At 65.9% G+C, this 19,922-nt stretch carries 19 protein-coding genes; 11 read left to right on the top strand and 8 right to left on the bottom strand.

The window, feature by feature from the left end:
- Complete coding sequence (locus tag O3I_RS23290) at positions 1 to 699, bottom strand: crotonobetainyl-CoA--carnitine CoA-transferase (RefSeq protein ID WP_141692050.1); 699 nt, start codon at positions 697 to 699, stop codon at positions 1 to 3.
- 66 nt (positions 700 to 765) lie between these two features.
- On the opposite strand from O3I_RS23290, the gene O3I_RS23295 reads away from it, so the two are divergent.
- Positions 766 to 1,416: a hypothetical protein gene (locus O3I_RS23295; RefSeq protein ID WP_014985442.1), complete on the top strand. Its 651-nt coding sequence runs from the start codon at positions 766 to 768 to the stop codon at positions 1,414 to 1,416.
- Here the strand turns inward: O3I_RS23295 and O3I_RS23300 are convergent.
- Positions 1,403 to 2,701: an ABC1 kinase family protein gene (locus O3I_RS23300; RefSeq protein WP_041562795.1), complete on the bottom strand. Its 1,299-nt coding sequence runs from the start codon at positions 2,699 to 2,701 to the stop codon at positions 1,403 to 1,405. The two genes, O3I_RS23295 and O3I_RS23300, sit on opposite strands and share 14 nt — an antisense overlap.
- 3 nt (positions 2,702 to 2,704) lie before the next feature.
- Entirely contained in the window at positions 2,705 to 3,796 is a 1,092-nt protein-coding gene (add, locus tag O3I_RS23305) for an adenosine deaminase (protein WP_014985444.1), read from the bottom strand.
- A gap of 348 nt (positions 3,797 to 4,144) precedes the next feature.
- Between add and O3I_RS23310 the strand changes: the two genes are divergently transcribed.
- The 9 genes from O3I_RS23310 (at position 4,145) to O3I_RS23350 (ending at position 13,859) form a co-directional block, all read left to right on the top strand.
- A complete protein-coding gene (locus O3I_RS23310; RefSeq protein WP_014985445.1) occupies positions 4,145 to 5,473 on the top strand; it encodes an aminotransferase class V-fold PLP-dependent enzyme in 1,329 nt (442 codons plus the stop codon).
- Entirely contained in the window at positions 5,470 to 7,227 is a 1,758-nt protein-coding gene (locus O3I_RS23315; protein WP_014985446.1) for an ABC transporter substrate-binding protein, read from the top strand. Before O3I_RS23310 ends, O3I_RS23315 begins: the two co-directional genes overlap by 4 nt.
- Positions 7,228 to 7,240: 13 nt before the next feature.
- Complete coding sequence (locus tag O3I_RS23320; RefSeq protein WP_014985447.1) at positions 7,241 to 8,866, top strand: sensor histidine kinase; 1,626 nt, start codon at positions 7,241 to 7,243, stop codon at positions 8,864 to 8,866.
- A complete protein-coding gene (locus O3I_RS23325; RefSeq protein ID WP_014985448.1) occupies positions 8,867 to 9,550 on the top strand; it encodes a response regulator in 684 nt (227 codons plus the stop codon). It begins immediately after the preceding gene.
- Positions 9,540 to 9,914: a hypothetical protein gene (locus tag O3I_RS23330; protein ID WP_041562796.1), complete on the top strand. Its 375-nt coding sequence runs from the start codon at positions 9,540 to 9,542 to the stop codon at positions 9,912 to 9,914. Before O3I_RS23325 ends, O3I_RS23330 begins: the two co-directional genes overlap by 11 nt.
- A 340-nt stretch (positions 9,915 to 10,254) precedes the next feature.
- The gene (locus O3I_RS23335) at positions 10,255 to 10,788 is read left to right on the top strand and encodes an EF-hand domain-containing protein (RefSeq protein ID WP_014985450.1); all 534 of its coding nucleotides are present in this window, start codon (positions 10,255 to 10,257) and stop codon (positions 10,786 to 10,788) included.
- Positions 10,789 to 11,097: 309 nt separating this feature from the next.
- Positions 11,098 to 11,535, top strand: coding sequence for an SRPBCC domain-containing protein (locus O3I_RS23340; protein ID WP_014985451.1), 438 nt, complete (start codon positions 11,098 to 11,100; stop codon positions 11,533 to 11,535).
- A gap of 201 nt (positions 11,536 to 11,736) precedes the next feature.
- A complete protein-coding gene (locus O3I_RS23345) occupies positions 11,737 to 12,561 on the top strand; it encodes a methyltransferase domain-containing protein (protein WP_041562797.1) in 825 nt (274 codons plus the stop codon).
- Positions 12,562 to 12,602: 41 nt separating this feature from the next.
- Positions 12,603 to 13,859: an MFS transporter gene (locus O3I_RS23350; protein WP_014985453.1), complete on the top strand. Its 1,257-nt coding sequence runs from the start codon at positions 12,603 to 12,605 to the stop codon at positions 13,857 to 13,859.
- 43 nt (positions 13,860 to 13,902) lie between these two features.
- Here the strand turns inward: O3I_RS23350 and O3I_RS23355 are convergent, their stop codons facing one another.
- Positions 13,903 to 14,874: an NAD(P)/FAD-dependent oxidoreductase gene (locus tag O3I_RS23355; RefSeq protein WP_041562798.1), complete on the bottom strand. Its 972-nt coding sequence runs from the start codon at positions 14,872 to 14,874 to the stop codon at positions 13,903 to 13,905.
- A 106-nt stretch (positions 14,875 to 14,980) separates the two neighbouring features.
- Here O3I_RS23355 and O3I_RS23360 point away from each other — a divergent pair, with 106 nt between their 5' ends.
- A complete protein-coding gene (locus tag O3I_RS23360; protein ID WP_014985455.1) occupies positions 14,981 to 15,523 on the top strand; it encodes an EF-hand domain-containing protein in 543 nt (180 codons plus the stop codon).
- 3 nt (positions 15,524 to 15,526) lie between these two features.
- On the opposite strand, the gene O3I_RS23365 is transcribed toward O3I_RS23360, so the two are convergent.
- From O3I_RS23365 to O3I_RS23380, 4 genes are all read right to left on the bottom strand, one after another.
- On the bottom strand, positions 15,527 to 16,879 hold the full coding sequence (locus O3I_RS23365; RefSeq protein WP_014985456.1) for a cytochrome P450: 1,353 nt from the start codon (positions 16,877 to 16,879) through the stop codon (positions 15,527 to 15,529).
- A 33-nt stretch (positions 16,880 to 16,912) separates the two neighbouring features.
- Positions 16,913 to 17,452, bottom strand: coding sequence for an SRPBCC family protein (locus O3I_RS23370; RefSeq protein ID WP_051066734.1), 540 nt, complete (start codon positions 17,450 to 17,452; stop codon positions 16,913 to 16,915).
- Positions 17,453 to 17,529: 77 nt separating this feature from the next.
- Positions 17,530 to 18,018: an SRPBCC family protein gene (locus O3I_RS23375; protein WP_014985458.1), complete on the bottom strand. Its 489-nt coding sequence runs from the start codon at positions 18,016 to 18,018 to the stop codon at positions 17,530 to 17,532.
- A 99-nt stretch (positions 18,019 to 18,117) separates the two neighbouring features.
- Positions 18,118 to 19,830, bottom strand: a complete 1,713-nt coding sequence (locus tag O3I_RS23380; protein ID WP_014985459.1) for an ABC transporter substrate-binding protein — start codon at positions 19,828 to 19,830, stop codon at positions 18,118 to 18,120.
- Between the last annotated feature and the right edge of the window lie 92 nt (positions 19,831 to 19,922).

The raw sequence follows: 19,922 nt of genomic DNA on the forward strand, positions 1-19,922 counted from the left end.
CTAGGGCTGGAACAGTTTCCGGAACTCGGTCAGATAGCGGCGCGGGAACTGGAACACCTTCTGCGGCGGGTACCGGCGCTCGTCCGCGTAGGGGCCGAAGAAGTACCAGCAGATCTGGGCGACCTGCTCGGTGAACAACACCGGATGGACGCCCGGGGAGTACATCGCCATATGACAAAAGGCCGCCCCGAACTCACCGCGCGCCGAGAACCCGTGCCCGGACATCACATGCCCGAAGACGTCGTGCACGACCCGGAACACGTCGTTGTGGCAGAGCTCGACACCCTCGACCACGATGCCGGACGGTTCCAGCAGCGGGTGGAACTCCTCGTCCAGACCAGGCCCGTGCCCGGCACTCGTCAGATAAACGTACAGCTCACCGCGCGTGCGCACGGACGCGCGCAGCTCGGCCGAACTCCGGTAGGGCTGCCCGGGCGCCAGCCAGGGGCGCACCGCGACGCCCGCGTCGACCACCACCGCATACTGCTGCAGATTCTCGCGCTTGAACCGGTCGTAGCGCCGGGCCAGCGACGGGTCGTAGGCCAGCCGCGGCGCCTGGTCGAAGTACGCGGCCACCCGGCGGCAGTAGTCCGCGTCCCAGTCGAGCGTGCACGCCGCCGAGGCGGCGAGCGCGCACCCGTCGGCGGGCAGGTGATGATCGACGTACGCCTGCGCAAGATCGGCCAGTTCCGCTGCCATCAACATCACCCCTGATTCACAATATATTCTTGAAGTGAGATCGATGCCAGGTCAGGAGAGACCGAGATGACCTACTGCGAATCCGTACCCGTCGCCAAGACGCTGCCCGCGCCCACCGGCTATCTGTGCGGGCTGACCTGGGACGGCTCGATGCTGTGGCATTCCGACCAGGACGCGAAAGCGATCTACGCCCTCGACCCGTCCGACGGCACGGTCGTCCGATCGTGGGCCTGCGCCCGGGTCCGGGCGGACCTCGCCTACGACGGCGCCCGGCTGCTCCAGGTCGGCGGGCACCCCAAACGGCTCGTGCTCATCGATCCGGACACCGGGGAATCCGTCGGCGAGAAAGCGGTACTTCCGTCCAGTGGCCGGCTGACCGGAATCGAATTCGGCCCCGAGGGACTGTGGCTGTGCTTGCGCGGGCCGACCGTGGTGCAGCTACGGAACTACGCGACCATGGAGATCGAACGCGAGTACCCGACGGGTGGCGAATCCCCTTCGGGCCTCACGTATGTCGACGGTATGGTGCTGCACGGCGACTTCGGCGATGCGCTGGTGCGCGCGCTCGACGCGCGCACCGGCGCGCAGATCGGTTCGTTCCGCGTCCCTGGCCATCCGACCGGAATGACCTGGGACGGTAGCCATCTCTGGTATTGCGACTTCCCCGCACGCGCGCTGCGCGCCGTCGAACTCGACTCCGTGCTCAATCGAGCGTAGAACGGCCGCCTTCGGTACCGAACAGGCCGCGCATGAGCTGCGGCTTGGCCGCCTCCTGGAAATCCATGTCCGGATCGAGTTCCCGGATGGTCCCCTCGATCACCAGCAAGGACAGCAGCGGGAAGACCAGCTCGGACGCGGCGTTGATGCCGAAGCGGCGTTGCAGGTCGAACATCTCCATGGCGAAGGCGATCAGGCTGAACTCGCTGGCCGCCTGGCCGTGGCTGCGTTCGACCAGGTCCGCCATCCGGACCGTGAACCCCTCGAGGTCGGCGTCCGCGGCGATGTGCGCCGCGCTCTGGATCACGATCTCGGCGGCATGACGCCCGCGTCCGATCGCCATGTTCATGAAGAATTCGGCGAACAGGCGCCGCAGGCGATCGGTGAGCTGGACGCTGAAGCCCGCGTCGAGCACCACCACCTGGGCGCTGCGGGTGAAGTAGAGATTGCCAGGATGCATGTCGCAGTGCACGAATCCGTCGACGAAGAGCATCTGATACATCGCGGCCATGCCCGAGGCCGCGAAGCGCCGGCGGGCCGCCGGGGAGCAGTGCTCGGCCGTGTCCACCGCCAGGCCCGGGATGAACTCCATCACGATGCACCGGGGACGGCAGGCCTCGGGATAGACCTTCGGCACCCAGACCCGCGGCACCTCGGAGAGGTTCTTGCGCAACCGCCGCAGATTGTCGGCCTCGCGCTCGAAGTCGAGCTGGCCCAGGATGGCGTCGGCCATATTCGCCACGACTTCCGTCACCGGAACGCCGCGGAAAATCGGTAGTCGCGCAACGAAAGCCGCACCGCCGCGGATCAGCGCGAGGTCGGCGGACATGGTCTGCTCGATACCGGGCCTGCGCAGTTTGACCGCCACATCCTGGCCGGAGCGCAACCGCGCCCGATACACCGAGGCCACGCTGCCGGAGGCGACCGGCCGGGTATCGAGCGAGGCGAAAACGTCGTCCACCTCCGCGCCGTAGGCCTCGGTCAGCGCGACCGCGGTGTGCGCGGCGTCCAGTGGCGCGACGGAATCCTGCAACAGCGACAGCTCGTCACACAGCGCCGGCGGCAACAGGTCGCGGCGGGTGCCGAGCACCTGTCCCGCTTTGACAAAGGTCGGTCCGAGCAACATCAAAAGCGCGACGAGCCGCCGATAGACGTGCCGGCGGCCGGTCTCCGGGCCGTAGCGCAACCGGCGGATCAGGCCACCCGGTATCGCGGGGACGGCCACCGCGACAACGGTGCCGGTGACGCGCATTGCCCGCAGCGTGAGCGCGAATCCTGCTCGCATATCTCATCTCCCTGTTCTCTGCCGTTGTTCGAGCCGCTCCCGCGCCTGCGCGAGATCACGACGAATGTCCGAGGCCACGTCGGTCGGGCAGAAGGCCGCATCGATTCCGGCGGCCACCACGTCGACGAGCGCGGCGACCGACATGCCCAGCCGGGCGTGGCACAGCTGGTATTCGCGGTTCAGCGAGGTGCCGAACATCCCCGGATCGTCGGTGCCGAGCGTGACCGGGACACCCGCGGCGAGTAACGCGGGCAGCGGATGCTCCTCGAATGTCCGCACCGCACTGGTGCGGACGTTCGACGACGGACACACCTCGAGGGTGATATTCCGTTCCGCCAGATAGTCGAGCAACCGGCGGTCGGTCACCGCCCGAATGCCGTGCCCGATCCGCTCCGCGCCCAGATCCCGCGCGGCGGACCAGATTTCACCGGCGTCGGAGACCTCCCCCGCATGCGGCACCGCGTGCAGCCCACTGGCCCTTGCCTTTTCGAACGCGGCGCAGAACAACCTCCGCGGTGCGCCGAGTTCCGGGCCGCCCAGCCCGAACCCCACCGTGCCATCGGGTTGGTGGCGCAGAATCCAGTCCACCGTCGCAAAAGCGCCGGCGATACCGTCATCCGCCGACGCATCGAATATCCAATTCAGGTGGATCCCATGGCGTTCGGCCACGAGGCGGCGGCCGGCCGCCAGCGCCTCGGCGAGTTCCGCAGCGGCGATGCCCATGCGCAGATGCGACAGTGGCGTCACGGTCACCTCCGCATACCGCACATTGTCCAGCGCGAGCTGGTCGCCGAGACCGGTCACCAGCGCCACCACCGCGGCACCGCTGGTGACCAGCCTGTTGACCGCGGTGTACACCTCGATGAAATGCGCGAAATCGGTGAATCGGTAATACCGGCGCAATTCGGCGGGCTCGGCCGGCACCCCGACGTCCGGCCGGCCCGCGGCCAATGCGGCCACCGTGCCCACCGCCGCCGAACCCAGCAGGTGTACATGCAATTCCACCTTCGGCAGCGCCGCGAGGAAAGCCGCCGCGGACTGCCCGTCGCCGGGCACCGCGCCGCCGCCCGGCCCCGTCCAGTGCGGCGTGCCCATCCGAAACCCCCTGGATAGCAGCGGCATCCGCTTCGCACGGCATGCCGCGAGGCCGACTCGGGGCCGGAACCGGCCGCCACGTACACCATAGCTTTTTGAAGCCAACTGCCGGGACGGAACGAATGACCCCGACAGTCCGAACCCCATCGGGCCCCTGCGGCAGCCGCCACAAGGCTGCCCGGCTACAGAACCGAAAGGTACAGAGCCGCAGAATCTACAGAAAACTTATGTAACATATAGCTAGTTGGAATGTCGCGGACGCACGGTGACGATGGCTGGCCGACCGGGCGCACAGGCGACGGAGTTGAACGGCTCATCCGGCCGAGCCCATCGTGGAAGAGGTCCCCCATGAACGGCGCCGTGGATCCCACCCTGCAGCATCGAGCGGCGACGATCACCGCCGAACCGCCGCGCAGCCTGCGCACCGCGACCTGGCCCGAGATACGCAGGTTGTTCGCACTGGATCCAGGCGCCATCCATCTCAACACCGGCACCGTCGGCGCGATGCCGCACGCCGTACTCGACACCGTCGACCGGGTGACCAGGCACTGGGCCGGGGGACTCGGTGATGTCTATCCGCCGGGAATGTACCAGGACCACCGAGCGGTGATCGCCAAATCCTACGGGGTCGATCAGGACGAGATGGTGATCACCCACAACGCGACCGAAGGCGTCGCGCGGGTCATCCACGGCCTGGATCTGCACGCCGGCGACGAGGTCGTCACCACCACGCACGAGTGCTACTCCGTGCTGTCGAATTTCAACCTGCTGCGCAACCGTTTCGGTGTCACGCTGAAAACGATCACCCTGCCCACCGGATTCGACGTGCGGGCCGAACAGATCGTCGACCTGTTCGAGGCGGCGATCACCCCGCGCACGAAAGTGCTTGCCTTCGCGGGGATCACGCTGTTCACCGGCACCAAACTGCCGATGCGCGCGCTGTGCGAACTCGCGCACCGGCACGGACTGATCACGGTGATCGACGGCGCGCTGCTACCCGGCATGCTCGACATCGACATGCGGGCCATCGGCGCGGATTTCATCTCCTGCTCCGGCTCCAAGTTCCAGTGCGGCCCGCTGGGCACCGGATTGCTCGACGTACGCAACAAGATTCACGCCGAACACAATCCGCTGCCGCTGCCCACGTTCTGGCCGATCATCTCCACCTGGTACCCGATGAAGGGCAGCCCGCCGCCCCGGACGCGGACCTCGATCGAGAGCGACAACATGGCCGACTATCTGCAGAGCGCGGGCAGTGCCAGCATCGCCCGCGGAGCCGCGCTCGCCACGGCCTGCCAGATGTGGGACGAGATCGGCCGGAGCCGGATCGAACGAAGGATCATGCGGCTGGCGGACTATGCGCGTGATCGCGTCGCGCAGCGCTTCGGGCGCGAGGCGATGTATTCGCCCGGCGCGGACCCCCAACTGCAGTCGCCGTTGATCGCCTTCCACCCCTTCCGCCGACCGGAGGACGCGTGGAACGTGAAAAAGATCCACGAATTCACCATGCGGCTGCAGCGCGAGCACCGGCTCTTCACCAGGTGGACCGAGTTCGACGTGGCGGGATCGCCACACCAGCATTACGCGTCGCGGATCACCACGCACATCTTCAACGACTACGACGAGATCGATCAGGCCGTCGACATCATGGCCCGGCTCGCCGAGGAGATGTCATGACCGATCCGGCGGCCCTGCGGCTCTACGGTCCCGGCGTGCTCGACCAGTTGGATCCGGTGTGCTGCCCGAGATTTCCGATCGACCAGGTGGTCCGGCTCTTCGCCCGGCAGCTGTTCACCTATCGGACGCAGGCCGATCTGCGGAACTGGCAGGCCGTGGCGCCGACGCCGGATCTGGCCACCGAGATCCCCTCCATGTACAACGCCGGAATGGGCGCGAGCCACACGAGCTACGTGGTCCACCTGCGCCCGGATGTCTGCTGGGACAGCGACCCCGAGCGCCCGGTCACCACGCACGACGTGGTGCGGGGCTTCAAGCGGATGGGCAATCCGGTGCGCCGCAGCGCGTTGCTGTCCTACTTCACCGACACCATCCGGGGCATGGCGCAGTACTGCGACGACTACGCCGCCGCGTTCGCCGGTGCCGACCCCACCGCGCACGACTTGGCCGACTATCAGAGCGCCCACGACATTCCGGGCCTGCTGGTGCTCGACGACACCACAATCGTGTTCGAATTGCGCAGACCCGCAATGGATTTCATCGATATGCTGACGCTGCCCTGCACCTCGCCCGCGCCGGTCGAATACGACTCGTTCGTGCCGGGCAGCGTAGAGCTGTGCCGCAATATCCGGTCCACCGGCCCGTACCGGCCGATCGATTTCACCCCCGGCCGAGAACTACACCTGAGCCGGAACCCGGTGTGGCGCGCGAAGTCCGATCCCGTTCGGCACCGGCATGTCGAAGCCGTCGAGGTCATCGCCGAACAGGTCACCGCCGACGAGGTGGCGCACCGAATCCGATCGGACGAAGCGGATCTGGCGTGGGGCGTCCGCATCGCGGATCCCGCGATGCCCGCCGATCACGATCTCGGTTTCGCGCTGGACCCCTACCTGGTGTTCAACACCCGCAGCCTCAACGCCGCGGGCGCGTTGCGGAAAGTACAGGTGCGCCAGGCGATATCCCTGGCGATCGACAAGGCCGCCATCGCGGCCGGCGTCGCCGCACTCGGCCGCGACACGATCATCCGGATCGCGGGCTCGATCGTCCCGCCGAACAACGACGGTCACCAGGACATCGACCCCTATGCGACGCTGGACCATCGCGGCGACCCGGCCACGTGCGCGGCGATGCTGGCCGCCGCGGGTCATCCGGGCGAGTTGACCATCACCGCGGTCCATCCGGGAACCGAGCACGCCCGCCTGGTCGCCCAGCGCTACGCCGCCGACTTGGCCGAGGCCGGAATCACCGTCGTGCCGGTCGAATTCGCTATCCCGGAGTATCTGGATCTGCTGGCGGCCCCGGGCCGAGCTGCGGCCGGGGAATGGGATATCGCCCTCGCCTCGTGGTCACCCACCTGGATGCACGACAACGGCCGCGTCTTCCTCCAGCCGCTGCTGCACTCCGGCTCCCCCGCCAACCTCGGCCGCTATCGCAATCCCGAAGTGGACGCCCTGATCGAACGGGCACTCGCCGCGGCGGAGGACCGCGCGACAGCCGAAGCCGCATGGCGCAAGGCCGAACTCGTCGCACTGGCCGACGCCCCGATCGTGCCGCTGCTCTTCCAGGGCCCCGCGTCCCGGGAATTGTGCGGGCGCCGCGTGCGGGCCGCCGCCATCCTGCCCGCGCACGGTTTCGCGATCGACCTGACCACGCCCCGCCTGGACCCCGCCCTCGACGGCATGAACGGGCACTCCGACCAGGAGATGCCCGCGATGATCCTCACCCTCATGGGCGCCATCGAAAAGTGGATGTGAAGGGAGTGCGGAAGTGGACGAGTACGACGCACAACTGCTCACCACGATTGCCGCCGGCACCGCCGTATCCCTGTGGGCGGCAGCGGGTCCGGAAGCCAATTACGCCGTCAGGCTGTGGACCCGTGGCGCCGAACGGCTGTACGGCTACTCGAGTGCAGAGATCCTCGGAGAGAGCTATATCGACCTGTTGATCAATCGGCTGGAGCACGACCGGGCGATCGCCGAGCACAAAGAGATCGTGCGATCCGGCGTCGAGATCCGGAGCCTGGTCGACGATGTGATGCACTCCGGCTCGGAACGCCTGCTGCTGACGATTCGATTTCCGCTGTACGACAAGGCGACCAACGAACACCTGGTAGCGGAGGCCGGTATCGACGTCACCGATATCTCCCTCGAGGACGCGGCGCGACTCACCAAAACCCGCGCAGAGGCCGTGCACATCAGCGAAAGCGCGGCGCGAGAGGACCTTTCGGAACAGCTGCGCCGGCTCGTGGGCGCGATGACGCTGTCCGGCACCGGCGAGGACGAGCGCGCCGCCCTCGCCCTGGGCATGGAGTTGCTGCGTCAAGCACTCAATGTCCCGGCCGAATCGAGCGTCTGGCACGCCGACGAGGGCGGCCAATTCAGCGAGGTGTTCCGCAGCGGCGGGTGGGTCATGCCGGCCGGTCTGGACATCGGCCGCGCGCTCGACTGGTTCACGTCGAACACCAAATCCATTCTGCACGACTCCAAGTCCCGCCCACACCGGCTGCTCAAGCAGCTCTTCGACACCTACCAGGGGCCGTTGGACACGGTGGGCTTGATTCCGCTGCACGCGGAAGGCGAGTTCCTCGGACTGCACGTGCTCCGGGTGGCCGCCCCGCATGCTTTCACTCAGCTGGAACGTGATGCGCTGCCGGTCCTGTCGTCGACCGTGCTGGCGAGCGCGCGGCTCGCCGCCGAGATCCGCAGACGGCGGGAAGAGGCCGCCGAATCGCGCGCCGAGGCGACCAGACTCCGACTCAACGGTGACTTCGCCCATCGCATCCGCAAAGCGGTGGACCCGATTCTGCGCAATGTCCACGCGATACGCGAGGAACTCCATCTGCGCGGGGTGGACATAGACGGCGAACTCGCGCAGTGGATCGACGATATCACCGAGGGTTGCACCGAACTGGCCCGTGCTCCGGCAGAACTGCATCGTGCGCAGAAGGTGGCCCAGATCAGTGTGCGCGGCGTATTGACCGCGCTGCGCAATCGACTCGGCCTGGAATTTCCGGACAGCACCATCGAACTCGATATCGATGGGCTCGCCGGCGTTCTCGTTCGCGGTGTCAAAGGCGATGTCACCGCATTGTTCGAGAACCTGCTCTACAACGCGATCGAGGCCATGCACACCAAAGGACGGGTGTTCGTGCGCGGGACGGTAACCGGTAGGTCCGTTTCCATCGTGGTATCGGACGAAGGCCCCGGCATCAAGGCCGAGGACGTCGAGGGAATCTTCCAATTGGGGTTCTCCCGAAAGGGCGAAGGCCGCGGGCTCGGCTTGGCGCGGGCCCGAGAAATCGTGACAGACCTGGGCGGCAAGATCACGGTCGATATCGACCGTGCACCCGGCGCCACTTTTCTGATAGTGCTGCCAACCTGCAGGAGGTCGTAGATGGCGATCGTGTTGTTACTCGAGGACAATCTCAAATTCGCCCGGGCGGTACAGCGCGTACTGCGCGGGCACGAGGTCCGGCATGTGACCAGAGTCGATGCGGCGATCGACGAACTCCAGCGCCCCGATGTGGATTGCGCACTGATCGACCTCAATCTCACTGACGAGGACGACTATTCGGGTTACGAGGTCCTGTCGTACATCCTGCGGAACAGACCAGATCTGCCCCGCGCAGTGGTGACCGGCTCGCGATTGAAAGGTGCGATCAGCAAGAACATCCTGCTCCGGTACGGCGTCGGCGATATCGTGATCAAGGGCGATGTCGACCGGGAGGGTTACGGCACAACGGATCTCATCGATACGGTGAGCGACCTGCTCGTGGGGTCGGACCGGCGGCGGCGGGAGACGGCGCGCAACGAGGTCGCGTCGATATCGCTCGCGGCGCAGACCGAACTGCGCCGGCGCATCGCCGGGCTCCAGCAACTCGCGGAGCAACTACGCAGCGGCGCCAAGCGCCGCGATCCCACGGTGAACAGCCGCACCGCACTGACCCGGCGGGCCGAGAAACTGATCGAGCTGGAGGCGGCGGCGAAAGCCCGGTGCGACGTGGTCGCCCTGAGCGAGCTGGCACACGAGGTGGAATTGTTCGAGGCGGAATCGGCGAGGGTACTCGGTGATTCGTAGGATCAGTGCCAGTCTCGGCCAGGTACATCCCGGCGCCTACTACCTGGCCAGCGCAGTAGTACTTTCGTTGGCGGCGAATACGTTCACCGAGGCCTACGGAGCGGTGCCCGCTCCGCCGAATCAGTTGTCCCTGTTGCTGTGTGCGCTCGCGGCTTTCGTCTCGGCGGTGGCGTTGTCGACGTTGGGCTGGCGCATCGAAACCATCCGATCGCTGGCCATGGAACGTTCCGCGGACGTCGGTTTGCCCTCGCGACATCTCATCGGCGAAGCGACGCAGGCGTTCTTCGTCGAGGTATTCGCGAAAATGACGGTCGGAGTTGTCACGGCGATAATGTCGATCGTTTTCATGCTCGCTCGCTGGTAGGTACACTCTCGCAAACACTCAGCACAATTCGACCCCCGCGCGATAACGGTTGTCTCGAGTCGACGCACGACTCGCAGCGCAGCTTTCGATGCGGGGGTTCCAGCGCGTGTCGGCCCCGGCGTGGTCCCGTGCCGCGCACCGGGTGGCAATACTCGGCACACCGCGCTGACCACTGCTTTTCACCGATAACAAGACTTGGAAACACTCTTGCTTCACTTCCGTAGCGACCACCAAGTAACTTCACTAAAATATAATTACCTCTTGAAGAGCCGCCCCACCGGCAGTAAAGTAGGGGTAGTAGAGGTCCGCAGACTGAAGACCGAATGAGATAGGGAGTCCCATGGTCACGCAAGCCCGGCACCAGAAATTCGCGAAGCACTTCGAGCGGTACGACGCAGACAATGACGGCAAGATCGATCAGTCGGACATCGACGCGTTGATCAACAAATGGTGCGACGCATTCAAAATTCCCCCCGGTTCCGACAAATGGCGGATCACCATCAAACGCGCCAATCGGCTATGGCAGGACCTGCAGGGCCACGCCGATGCCAATGGCGACAAGGAAATCAGCAGGGAGGAATGGATCGCCGCGCACGAAGACCCCCGCTTCGTCGACGAGGTCGCAATTCCCTTGGCGCAGCTCACCTTCGAACTCGGCGATGTCGACGGTGACGGCGCGGTGTCGTTGAGCGAATGGATGACCCTGCAGTCCATCTCGGGGGTCAATCAAATCGACGCATTGAAGATGTTTCAGATGCTCGACGGCAACGGCGACGGGTACATCACGACCGACGAACACGATGCGGCGCTTCGTGATTTCTTCGGCAGCGACAACCTCGAAGCCGCGGGAACTCAATTGGCGGGCCGTCTGTAACAGGGTCGCACCCGACCACGAGATCCGGGACCTGCACGGGGTCGCCGGCCCATCATGACACCGGCCCCCGTGCAGTTGCCGTCGCCATCGACCGCACGCGGCTACGTACCACCGTCTCGGGGTCGTGCCGCCGGAGCGTCGGCGGCATCGCAGAAACCTTTCCGACGCCAGGGTTTTGGGCCAGACCTGGCGTCGACATCCGATTCCCTCTCGGCGGGACGGTGAAACGCGCTACCGTGGGGTTGCACTTCTTCGCCATAGTGAGCAGCTCGCCACGAACAGTCATGCCGACCGAAGAGGAGATTCCCGATGATCACCACCGACAAGATCGAGCACGAGGTGGACATCCACGCCCCCGTCGCGCGAGTGTGGGAGCTGGTGACCGAGCCCGGCTGGTGGGTGGGCGACGGTGACAGATCGGGTCAGAGTCGTTCGCGGGACGGCGATTTCGAGGTGATCGAGGATCCGAAGTACGGCCGGTTCCCCGTCCGGGTAGAGACGGTGGAGCCGCAGGACTACGCGTCCTACCAGTGGGCCTCCGCCTTCCCCGGCGCGACTCCCGGCGCGGGCACCGCCACGCTGGTGGAGTTCCGGCTCGCCGAACACGACGGGGGCACGCGCGTGCGCGTGATCGAGAGTGGCTTCGCCGCCCTGGACCTGCCCGAGGAAGAGCGGGCGAAGCGGGTCGATGACAACCGCGGTGGCTGGAAAATGCAGTTGGACGTGCTGAAAGCCAACGCGGAGTAACTCCGCTCGAGGGCGGCCGCGCGCCATTCCCGCACAGGCCGCCTGCCCGTTCTTACCTGGCCATAGCTGTATCTGAGCTAAAATAGCTATAGTTTTTAGCAGTATCTTTTCCGTAGGTCGCCGCTGCGCCGCCTGCGGAAGTCGGCCGAACGCTGCGGCCCGAATCGAACAGCGGACCGGTAAGAGAACGCGGAGATCGTAATGGCCGAGAAATCATCTGACATGACCGACGAGGTCGCCGAGTACTACGACGGTGTCGGCGAACTGGTGGAGATCGTCGGGGGGAACCTGCACCTCGGGTACTGGGATGACGACCACGACGACACGCCGTTCCTCGAAGCCATGGGCAGGCTCACCTGGATGATCGCCGACCGGCTGCCCCTGCACCGGGGCCAGCATCTGCTCGATGTGGGTTGCGGCGTGGCCGAACCGGCGATTCGCCTGGCCGAACGCCTCGGCATCTCGGTCAGCGGTATCACCATCAGCGGCTGGGAGGTCGCGGAGGCGAGCAGGAACGTCGCGCGGGCCGGCCTGTCCGAAAGAATCACCATCACCTTGGCCGACGCCGCCGCACTCCCCTTCGCGGACGCCGAATTCGACGCCGCCATCGCCTTCGATTCGGTGCCCAACGCCGGGGACAAGCACAAGTGGTTCGGCGAGATCCATCGAGTCCTGCGCCCCGGCAGCCGGCTCGTGTACTCGGAATACCCGCTCATCGCAGACGTGACGGCGGCCCAGCGGGAGGTACTGCGGGCGAATACCGTGCCGGATCCACCGACCACCATGCGCGAGGCCGTGGCGCCGGCGATCGCAGCCGGTTTCGAGGTGGTCGAGGAGCTCGACTGCAGCGATCGCGTGCGCCGGTTCTACCGGGCGTTCCTGCAGCGGCTGGCCGACCAACGGTCCGACCTGGCCGCGGCCTACGGCAAGGAACGGATCGATGCCTTCGAATCCGGCATGACCACCATGTTCGAACTCTGTCGCGAAAAGATCGGTTACTACCTCATTGTGTGCCGAAAGCCGTAAGGTCGGCGGCACAACTATATGAACAAGGAGTGTGATCGGGCGTGTCCGAGATCCGACGGCGGCTGTTCAAAACGACTAATCGTGACGATCAAGCCCCCGCGGAACCTCGCGTCTCCAAACGCCTACCGATCGGCGTGTACGTCCTCGGAGCGAGCGTATTCGCCCTGGGCACTTCGGAATTCATCGTCTCCGGCCTGGTCGATCAGATCGCGGGTTCGCTCGACATCTCGGTGTCCCAGGTCGGCCAGCTGATCACGGCGTTCGCCATCGGCATGCTGGTCGGCGCGCCCACCATGGCCGTCCTGACGCTCGGCCGGGACCGCAAGACCGTGATGGTGGCCGCCGTGGTCGTCTTCTGCATTTCCGATCTGCTGACGGTGATCCCGGTCTTCCCCGTCATGTTCGCGATGCGGCTGATCGCGGCCGTGGCCTGTGCGACCGCGTTGACCGTCGCCCAGGTGATGGCCGTCGCGCTCGCCGGTCCCGGCCGGATGCCGCAGGCGATCGCGGTGATCCTCGGCGGTATGACGCTCGCGAACGTGGCGGGCGTACCGCTCGGCAGCCTGGTCGGCGCGGTATTCAGCTGGCAGGTCATCTTCGTGCTGATCGGCGTGATGAGCGCGATCGGCGCGGTGCTCGTCACGATCTTCGTACCCCGGCTGCCGCGCGACCGCGGCCCCGAGGTCGGGCTGGGCACCCTGGTCGCGCGCGAACTGCGATCGCTGGTGCAGACCCGGGTCTTCGTCGCCCTCGCCACCACGGTGCTGTTCGAGACGGCGCTGTTCAGCGTGTACGCCTACATCCAGCCGCTCCTCACCGACGCCAGCGGTATCAGCGTGCATCAGGCCCCGATCGTGCTGTTCCTGTTCGGCGTCGGATTGTTCGTCGGCAACACCCTCGGCGGCCGGCTGGCGCAGTGGTCCGCCATGAAGAACGTCATCGGCAGTCTGGTGGCGATGATCGTCATGATGGTGGTGCTCCGGACCGTGGTGCACCACAGCATCGCGGCGGCAGCGGCGATCACCGTGCTCGGCGTGTGCGCCTTCTCGATGACCGCCGCGCTCAGCTCGCGGGTGATCGGTTTCGCGGTCGGAGCGCCCACCCTGGCCGTCGCAATTGTCATGTCCGCCTTCAACATCGGCAACGCGATCGGCCCGGCGATCGGCGGCGTCGTCATCGCGCACCGGGCGATCGAGGACGTCATCTGGGTCGGCGTGATCGTCGCGACGCTCGCACTGGCCACCGCGTTCGTCTCCGTCGCCATCGAACGCCGGCATGCGCTCGCACCGACCCCGTGAGGACCACCGGCGTCGACGGCCGCGACCGCCGACGCCGGGTCCGCTACCTCGAGCCGGAAGCGGCCCGCCGGGACTCGACGGCGCCGCGCACCTCCTCCGAGATCAGGTCGTCGATCATCGCGACGGCGACCTCGGCGCCCATCGCCGCGGCACCGATCAGCTGCTTGGCCGGATCGGCGACGTTGCCCGCGGCCCAGATCCCCGGCACGGCGGTGCGGCCGGTGGCGTCGACGGCGATATGGTCGCCGATCCCGCTCGGGTGCGCGGCCGGGGTCAGCCCGAGCGGAGCGAGCAGGTCGGCACGCGCGGAGAAGCGCGGCCCGCACACGAGTGCCTGCAATTCGACGATCGCACCGGTCCGCAACCGAACTCCGGTCAGGCGATCATCGCTGACCTGCACAGCTTCCACCTCGCCGGGAATGATCTCGATATCGCGCGCGGCCAGCTGCTCGACCTCGGCGTCGGTCAGCGCGGGCCCGGTGTGCGACAGGAAACTGAGCCGCGGCGACCACTGCCGGAACAGCATGGCCTGGTGCATGGACATGGCCGTGGTGGACAGCACGCCGATGACCTGATCCCGCACCTCCCAGCCATGACAGAAGGGGCAGTGCAACACATCCCGGCCCCACCGCTCGGCGAGACCGGGCAGCTCGGGCAGATCATCGGTGAGACCGGTCGCGACGAGCAGGCGGCGTCCGCGAATGGTTCCGGACTCGGCGACGTCCACCCCGAAACCCCCGTCCACGGCCGCCACCGCCGTCACCTCGCCGGTCACGAACTCGACGCCGTATCCCGCCACCTCCGCGCGACCCGCCACGAGCAACTCCCCCGGCGCCACACCGTCCCGGCTCAGGAACCCGTGCATGTGCGCGGCGGGGGCGTTGCGCGGCCGGTCGCTGTCCACCACCACGACCGAATATCGCGCTCGGGCCAGCATCAATGCGGCATTCAGGCCCGCCGCGCCACCACCGACGATCACTACATCGCAGCGATATCCGGATTCTCGGATCGTCACTCCAGCCTCCCGTAGTCAGATAGGTATACGAGATGATAGCATTTGTGGGCTGATCGAGTATCGACAGCATTCCCACTATCCGGTTCGAATACACGGAGATTTCGCGATGACCAGTGCACTGAGAACGACCAAACTCCGCAAATTGTTCAGCGCCTACGATGTCGACCAGGACGGTGTCATGGACGAACTGGATGTCACGGCACTGGCCCAAATGTGGTGCGACACATACGATCTGCCGCCACGATCGGCGGATTGGAGCAACATTCACCGGCAGGCCCACCGCATGTTCCGGGATATGCCCGGGTCGCTGGACGCCGACGGCGACAAAAAGGTGACCATCGAGGAATGGGTGGCCTGGGGCGACGATCCGGAATTCCAGAAATTCGTGGAGAATTCCGCGATACCGTTCAGCATGGCGGTATTCGCCGCCGCGGACAAGGACCGCGACGGGCGAATCAACGCGCAGGAAATGATGGCCGCCCAGATCAAAGGCGGGATGTCCGAAGAGGAGACGAACAAGGCATTCGCCCTGTTGGACGCCGATGGTGACGGTTACGTCACCACCGACGAATACGTGCAAGCCTCCAGAGAATTCTATTTGAGCGACGACCCGGCCGCCCGGGGAAATCACATCGCCGGCGAACTGTAGGCCTTAAGCCGTGGCGGCGGACCTGCGGTGCACCGTCATCGGGAGCGCGTCCACCGGCATCGTGACAGCCGGTTTAGGCCGGGGCTGATGCCCCGGCACGGACGCCAGCCGCCAGCGCCCCATGATCGTCGCGAGCACGATGATCAGCTCGGTCCAGGAGAACGTCTCACCGATACAGCCGTGCACACCGGCACCGAACGGCATGAACGCGTTGCGCTGCGTCGCGGTCAGCCGCTCGGGCAGCCAGCGGTCGGGATCGAACCGCTCCGGTTCGGCGAAGATTCCGGGATTGTGCATGAGCGCGTAGAAGCTGTAGAGAATCGCCTCGTTACCCGGAATGCGGTAGCCGCCGAGTTCGGTGTCCTCGGTCGTCATCCGGGTCTGGAAAAATCCTTGCGTGCGCAGGCGCAACGTTTCGGTGAGCACCCGGCGGGTGTATTCCAAGCGGGCGACATCGTCGAATTCGGCGGCCCGGCCGGCGAGCACGCTGTCCACTTCCTCGTGTAGCTGCTTCTCGACCTCCGGATGGCTGGCGATCTCGTGACAGGCCCACGCCAGGGTATTGCTGATGGTGTTGCTGCCCGCGATGAAGAAGGTCAGCACCTCGTCGTGGATCTGCTGATCGCTCATGCTCGGGCTGCCGTCCTCGTCGCGCGCGAGCAGCATCATCGACAGCAGGTCGCCGCGATCCTCGCCGCTGGCCCGATACTCCCGGATCGTTTCGTGAATAGTCCGCCGCAGATAGTCTTCCGACTCCCGGTAGCGGCGATTCGCCGCGGTCGGCAGCTTCGTCAGCACGCCGGTGGTGTCCGCGATACGCCGGAACAGCCCGCCGAGCACCACACCGGTGGCATCCATGAACCGGCGCTGATCCAGCGTGGTGCCGGGCGCGAAGATCACCTGAGTCACGTTGGCCAGGGCGAGTTCGTCCATCTCCCGCTCGATCCGCCGGGTTTCGCCCTCGGACCAGCCATCGATCCGCGTCGCGACCAATTTACTGATCAGCGAGCAGTAGTGGATGATCCGCGTGCGATGGAACGCGGGCTGCAGCAGGCGGCGCTGGCGCCGATGAAAAGCCCCGTCGGAAATCCCGAGGCCGTTGCCGAACATGACCCGGAACCGTTCGGTGATCGGGCCGCCCCTGGCGAAGATCTCCGGTGCGCGCATGACCTGTCGCATGAGGTCGGCGTCATTGACGACGTACATCGGCCTGCGGCCGAGCCGGATCATGGTCACCGGTTCGCCGGACTGCAAGGACAGCAGCAGCTGACCCGGATTTCGCTTCATCTCCAGCCCGTGGCCGAGCAGCGGCAGTCCGCCGGGAGTGATGGTCGGCTGTCGAGAAATAGTGGTCATCGGTTCGCCACTTTCTGAATCGATCCGCGTGGACTATTCGTCGCCGCGAATGGCATGCGCGGCCGACGGTGTGGCGGCGAGAACCGTGCCGGTCTCCAGCAACGCCTTCAGATTGTTCATCAGTCCCGGCCAGCCGCCGCTGCCCGGGAGTTGGCCGCTGATCGCCTGGTACATGACGCTGCCGGGTTCGAAGCCGTCGTGGGTCACCGTCAGCCGGACCGCGCCGTCGCCGTCGGGTGCGATCTCGAAGGTGACCATCGTGCGCGGTTCCTTCATGTACTCGGCGAGTTCGGCGTCCGACCAGCCGAAGAGCATGGCGTGCGCGGGTTGCAGCAGATGCCAGCTATAGGAGAGGACGCGATAGGGGTCGGCCGCCAGCACGACCTGCCCCAGATCCTGCGGCTCTTCCTCCGGCATGTTCTGCCATTTCACCGGGGAGCCGACCCGCCAGTCCGAATGCATGGCGACGCCGAACCAATATCGACGGGTGAATTCCGGCTGGGTCAGGGCCGCCCAGAGCTGCTCCGGTGTCGTCGCGATGCGTGTCGTGTAGGTGAATTCCATGATGCTCATCCTCATTCACTGTGTGATTGCCACACCGCATCGCGACGTCACCCGTCAGCCGAGTTACCGCGTCTGTGAATTAACGGTCAGTGCCGCTGCAGATTCGGTGGATTCTCGTCCTGCACCAACCGAAGTGTCACGTCGTGTTCGAGGGCCGCTTTCAACGCGGCGATCAAATAGGCGAATCCGGCCGTGGAATCCCGGACGCCGTCGACCTGAGCTTGGAGATCGCCGCCATAACCGGTTTCGGTGATATGCAGATACGTGGTGTCGTTCTCATACGGTATCAACGTGAATTCTACCGTAGTCGGCTCCTCGGGATTGTAATTATCCCAGGTGAATTGGATTTTGCTGTCGGTGTCGAACTTCTCGACCCGAATCGTGCGCGCGACGCCGTACATTTCCCATTCCCAGGTGAGTTCGGCGCCCTCGGCCATGCGGCCGCTGCTCTTCGTGTACCAGAATTTGGACGTTATCGACGGGTCGGCCAGGGCCTCGAAGACGTCGTGCGGTGGCCGGCGGATGAGCATGCCCAGATCCACGGACGGCGGATCGATCGGTTGCGATGCAACCATGGTGCCTCCTCTACGTTGCTGAGATTCGGTAAAGCTTTCGATAGTAGTTCGGACACACAGTAACGGTGGATGGGCGTCACCGTGGGCCGTTCCAGCATGTCAACGGCTCTTTCCAGCCAGCCACAGGTTGGTCAGGTCGCCGTTGAGCACCGGGTAGGGCAGCCAGTTCCGCACGGTCGTGGCGTGGAACCAGTACTGGTGCGCGAAGAGAACCGGCACCACCGCGGCGTCGTGCAGCACCTCGGCCTCCATCCGGCGGAAGAGCTCGGCGGCTCGCGTCTCGTCCGCCGAAGTGAGCGCGGCGCCGAGCAACTCGTTGACCTTCGCACTGCGGTAGCGGCCGAAGTTCGAACCCCAGTCGCCGCCCTCGACCACACCCCGGCTGTCGAACAGGGGCTGCAGGTAGGTGCGCGCGTTGTTGCCGTACCAGTCCGGCTCCCACCCGGTGAGGGCGATATCCCAGCTCTTGCGCGTGACCGACGAGGAAAAGTAGTCCGAGAACAGCTCATTGATCGAGACGCCGACCAACTCGACGCGGATTCCGGCCCGCGCCATCGCCGCCTTGACCACCTCCGCCGTTTCGGGGTGGATGTCGCGGTCGCGGAATATCAATCGCAGCGTCAGCCCGTCCGGATAACCCGCGTCGGCGAGCAGCCGCCGGGCCAGTTCCGGATCACCGCGGCCGCCCTCGGTTCCGTACGGACGGAATTCACGGTGCGCGGTGCACAGCGGCGGCAGGATCTGGTCGGCGATATCGTTCAGGCTCGGCCCGCCCCACACCCGCGACACCGCAGCCTTGTCCACCGCGTACTGCAGTGCGACGCGCACCGCGCGGGCGGTCATGACGGGACTGGAAAAGTTGACCACGATATAGGGACTGAACAATCCGGCGGGATATACCTCCAGCCGTGGATCAGCGCTGCCGAGCAACTGTGGGAGTTCCTCGGTGAGCGGTTGGATGTCCCACAGCATTTCGGCCGTGCCGGTCGCGACCAGTTCGTGGGCCGCGCGCTCCGACATTCCCTCGCGAACGACGATGGTGTCGACATAGGCGGCACGCAGGCGATCGGATCTCGGTTCCCAGGCGGGATTCCGCTCGAGCACGATCCGTTCTCCCGGAACGTAATTCACCACCTGGTACGGACCGTTCGAGGCGAGCACCCGGTTGAACTCGGGGCTGCCGGGGACGAAATCCAGGTACTCCACCGGCGCGGGCGTGGCGAACGGCAACGCGAGCATGTTCAAGAAATCCGAGGCCGGATGCCGAGTGGTGAAAATGATCTCGCGATCCCCTTGCGCCCGAACACCTTTGATCTCCGTGTGCTCGAGCCGAGCGGCGACGGACTCGGGTGCCGCGCCCGCCACGGCGTCCCGGAACTCGAGCATGCCCTCGACCGTGCTCAGGTAGTAGGCCAGGCCGGGACTGCTCGCGAGCGGGTGGGCCAGGCGCTTGATGCCGCGCACGATATCGTCGGCGACCAGTGGGCGGATGCCCGAGGGCGTATTCCACCGCAGGTCGTCGGCGAGGGTGAACCGGTACTGCGTGCCCTCGGCGGTGATCCGGCCGTTCGCCACGGTCGGCACCTCGGTCGCCAGGTCCGCGACGATCTTTCCGGCCTCCTCGCGGTTGCGGCTCGCGACGCAGCCGACCAGCTGCCGCGTGTAGCCGCGCACGATCCCGCGGGTGGCCGTGTGGTACGCCAGCGCGGGGTCGAGATAGTCGACGTCGCCGGCGCCGACCAGGGTGAGCGTGCCGCCGCGCCGGGGCGCCCGCGGCTCCGCAGAGCCTGCTCGCGTGGTTGTTTCCCGCACTGCCGCACCACCTTTCCGCATTCGCCCCAAAGTATACTTCCATTACATATAGTGATCTAGAGGATCTTTCGGCACGGTTCGGACCAGGAGGT

Source organism: Nocardia brasiliensis ATCC 700358 (genome assembly GCF_000250675.2).
In the GTDB taxonomy this organism is placed as follows: Bacteria; Actinomycetota; Actinomycetes; order Mycobacteriales; family Mycobacteriaceae; genus Nocardia; species Nocardia brasiliensis_B.

Bases quoted from the DNA above. Each gene is read 5' to 3' on its own strand.
- O3I_RS23290 (WP_141692050.1), bottom strand. From the start codon at position 699: ATGGCAGCGGAACTGGCCGATCTTGCGCAGGCGTACGTCGATCATCAC.
- O3I_RS23340 (WP_014985451.1), top strand. From the start codon at position 11,098: ATGATCACCACCGACAAGATCGAGCACGAGGTGGACATCCACGCCCCC.
- O3I_RS23310 (WP_014985445.1), top strand. From the start codon at position 4,145: ATGAACGGCGCCGTGGATCCCACCCTGCAGCATCGAGCGGCGACGATC.
- O3I_RS23375 (WP_014985458.1), bottom strand. From the start codon at position 18,018: ATGGTTGCATCGCAACCGATCGATCCGCCGTCCGTGGATCTGGGCATG.
- O3I_RS23295 (WP_014985442.1), top strand. From the start codon at position 766: ATGACCTACTGCGAATCCGTACCCGTCGCCAAGACGCTGCCCGCGCCC.
- O3I_RS23370 (WP_051066734.1), bottom strand. From the start codon at position 17,452: ATGAGCATCATGGAATTCACCTACACGACACGCATCGCGACGACACCG.
- O3I_RS23360 (WP_014985455.1), top strand. From the start codon at position 14,981: ATGACCAGTGCACTGAGAACGACCAAACTCCGCAAATTGTTCAGCGCC.
- add (WP_014985444.1), bottom strand. From the start codon at position 3,796: ATGGGCACGCCGCACTGGACGGGGCCGGGCGGCGGCGCGGTGCCCGGC.
- O3I_RS23345 (WP_041562797.1), top strand. From the start codon at position 11,737: ATGGCCGAGAAATCATCTGACATGACCGACGAGGTCGCCGAGTACTAC.
- O3I_RS23315 (WP_014985446.1), top strand. From the start codon at position 5,470: ATGACCGATCCGGCGGCCCTGCGGCTCTACGGTCCCGGCGTGCTCGAC.
- O3I_RS23300 (WP_041562795.1), bottom strand. From the start codon at position 2,701: ATGCGAGCAGGATTCGCGCTCACGCTGCGGGCAATGCGCGTCACCGGC.
- O3I_RS23335 (WP_014985450.1), top strand. From the start codon at position 10,255: ATGGTCACGCAAGCCCGGCACCAGAAATTCGCGAAGCACTTCGAGCGG.
- O3I_RS23365 (WP_014985456.1), bottom strand. From the start codon at position 16,879: ATGACCACTATTTCTCGACAGCCGACCATCACTCCCGGCGGACTGCCG.
- O3I_RS23325 (WP_014985448.1), top strand. From the start codon at position 8,867: ATGGCGATCGTGTTGTTACTCGAGGACAATCTCAAATTCGCCCGGGCG.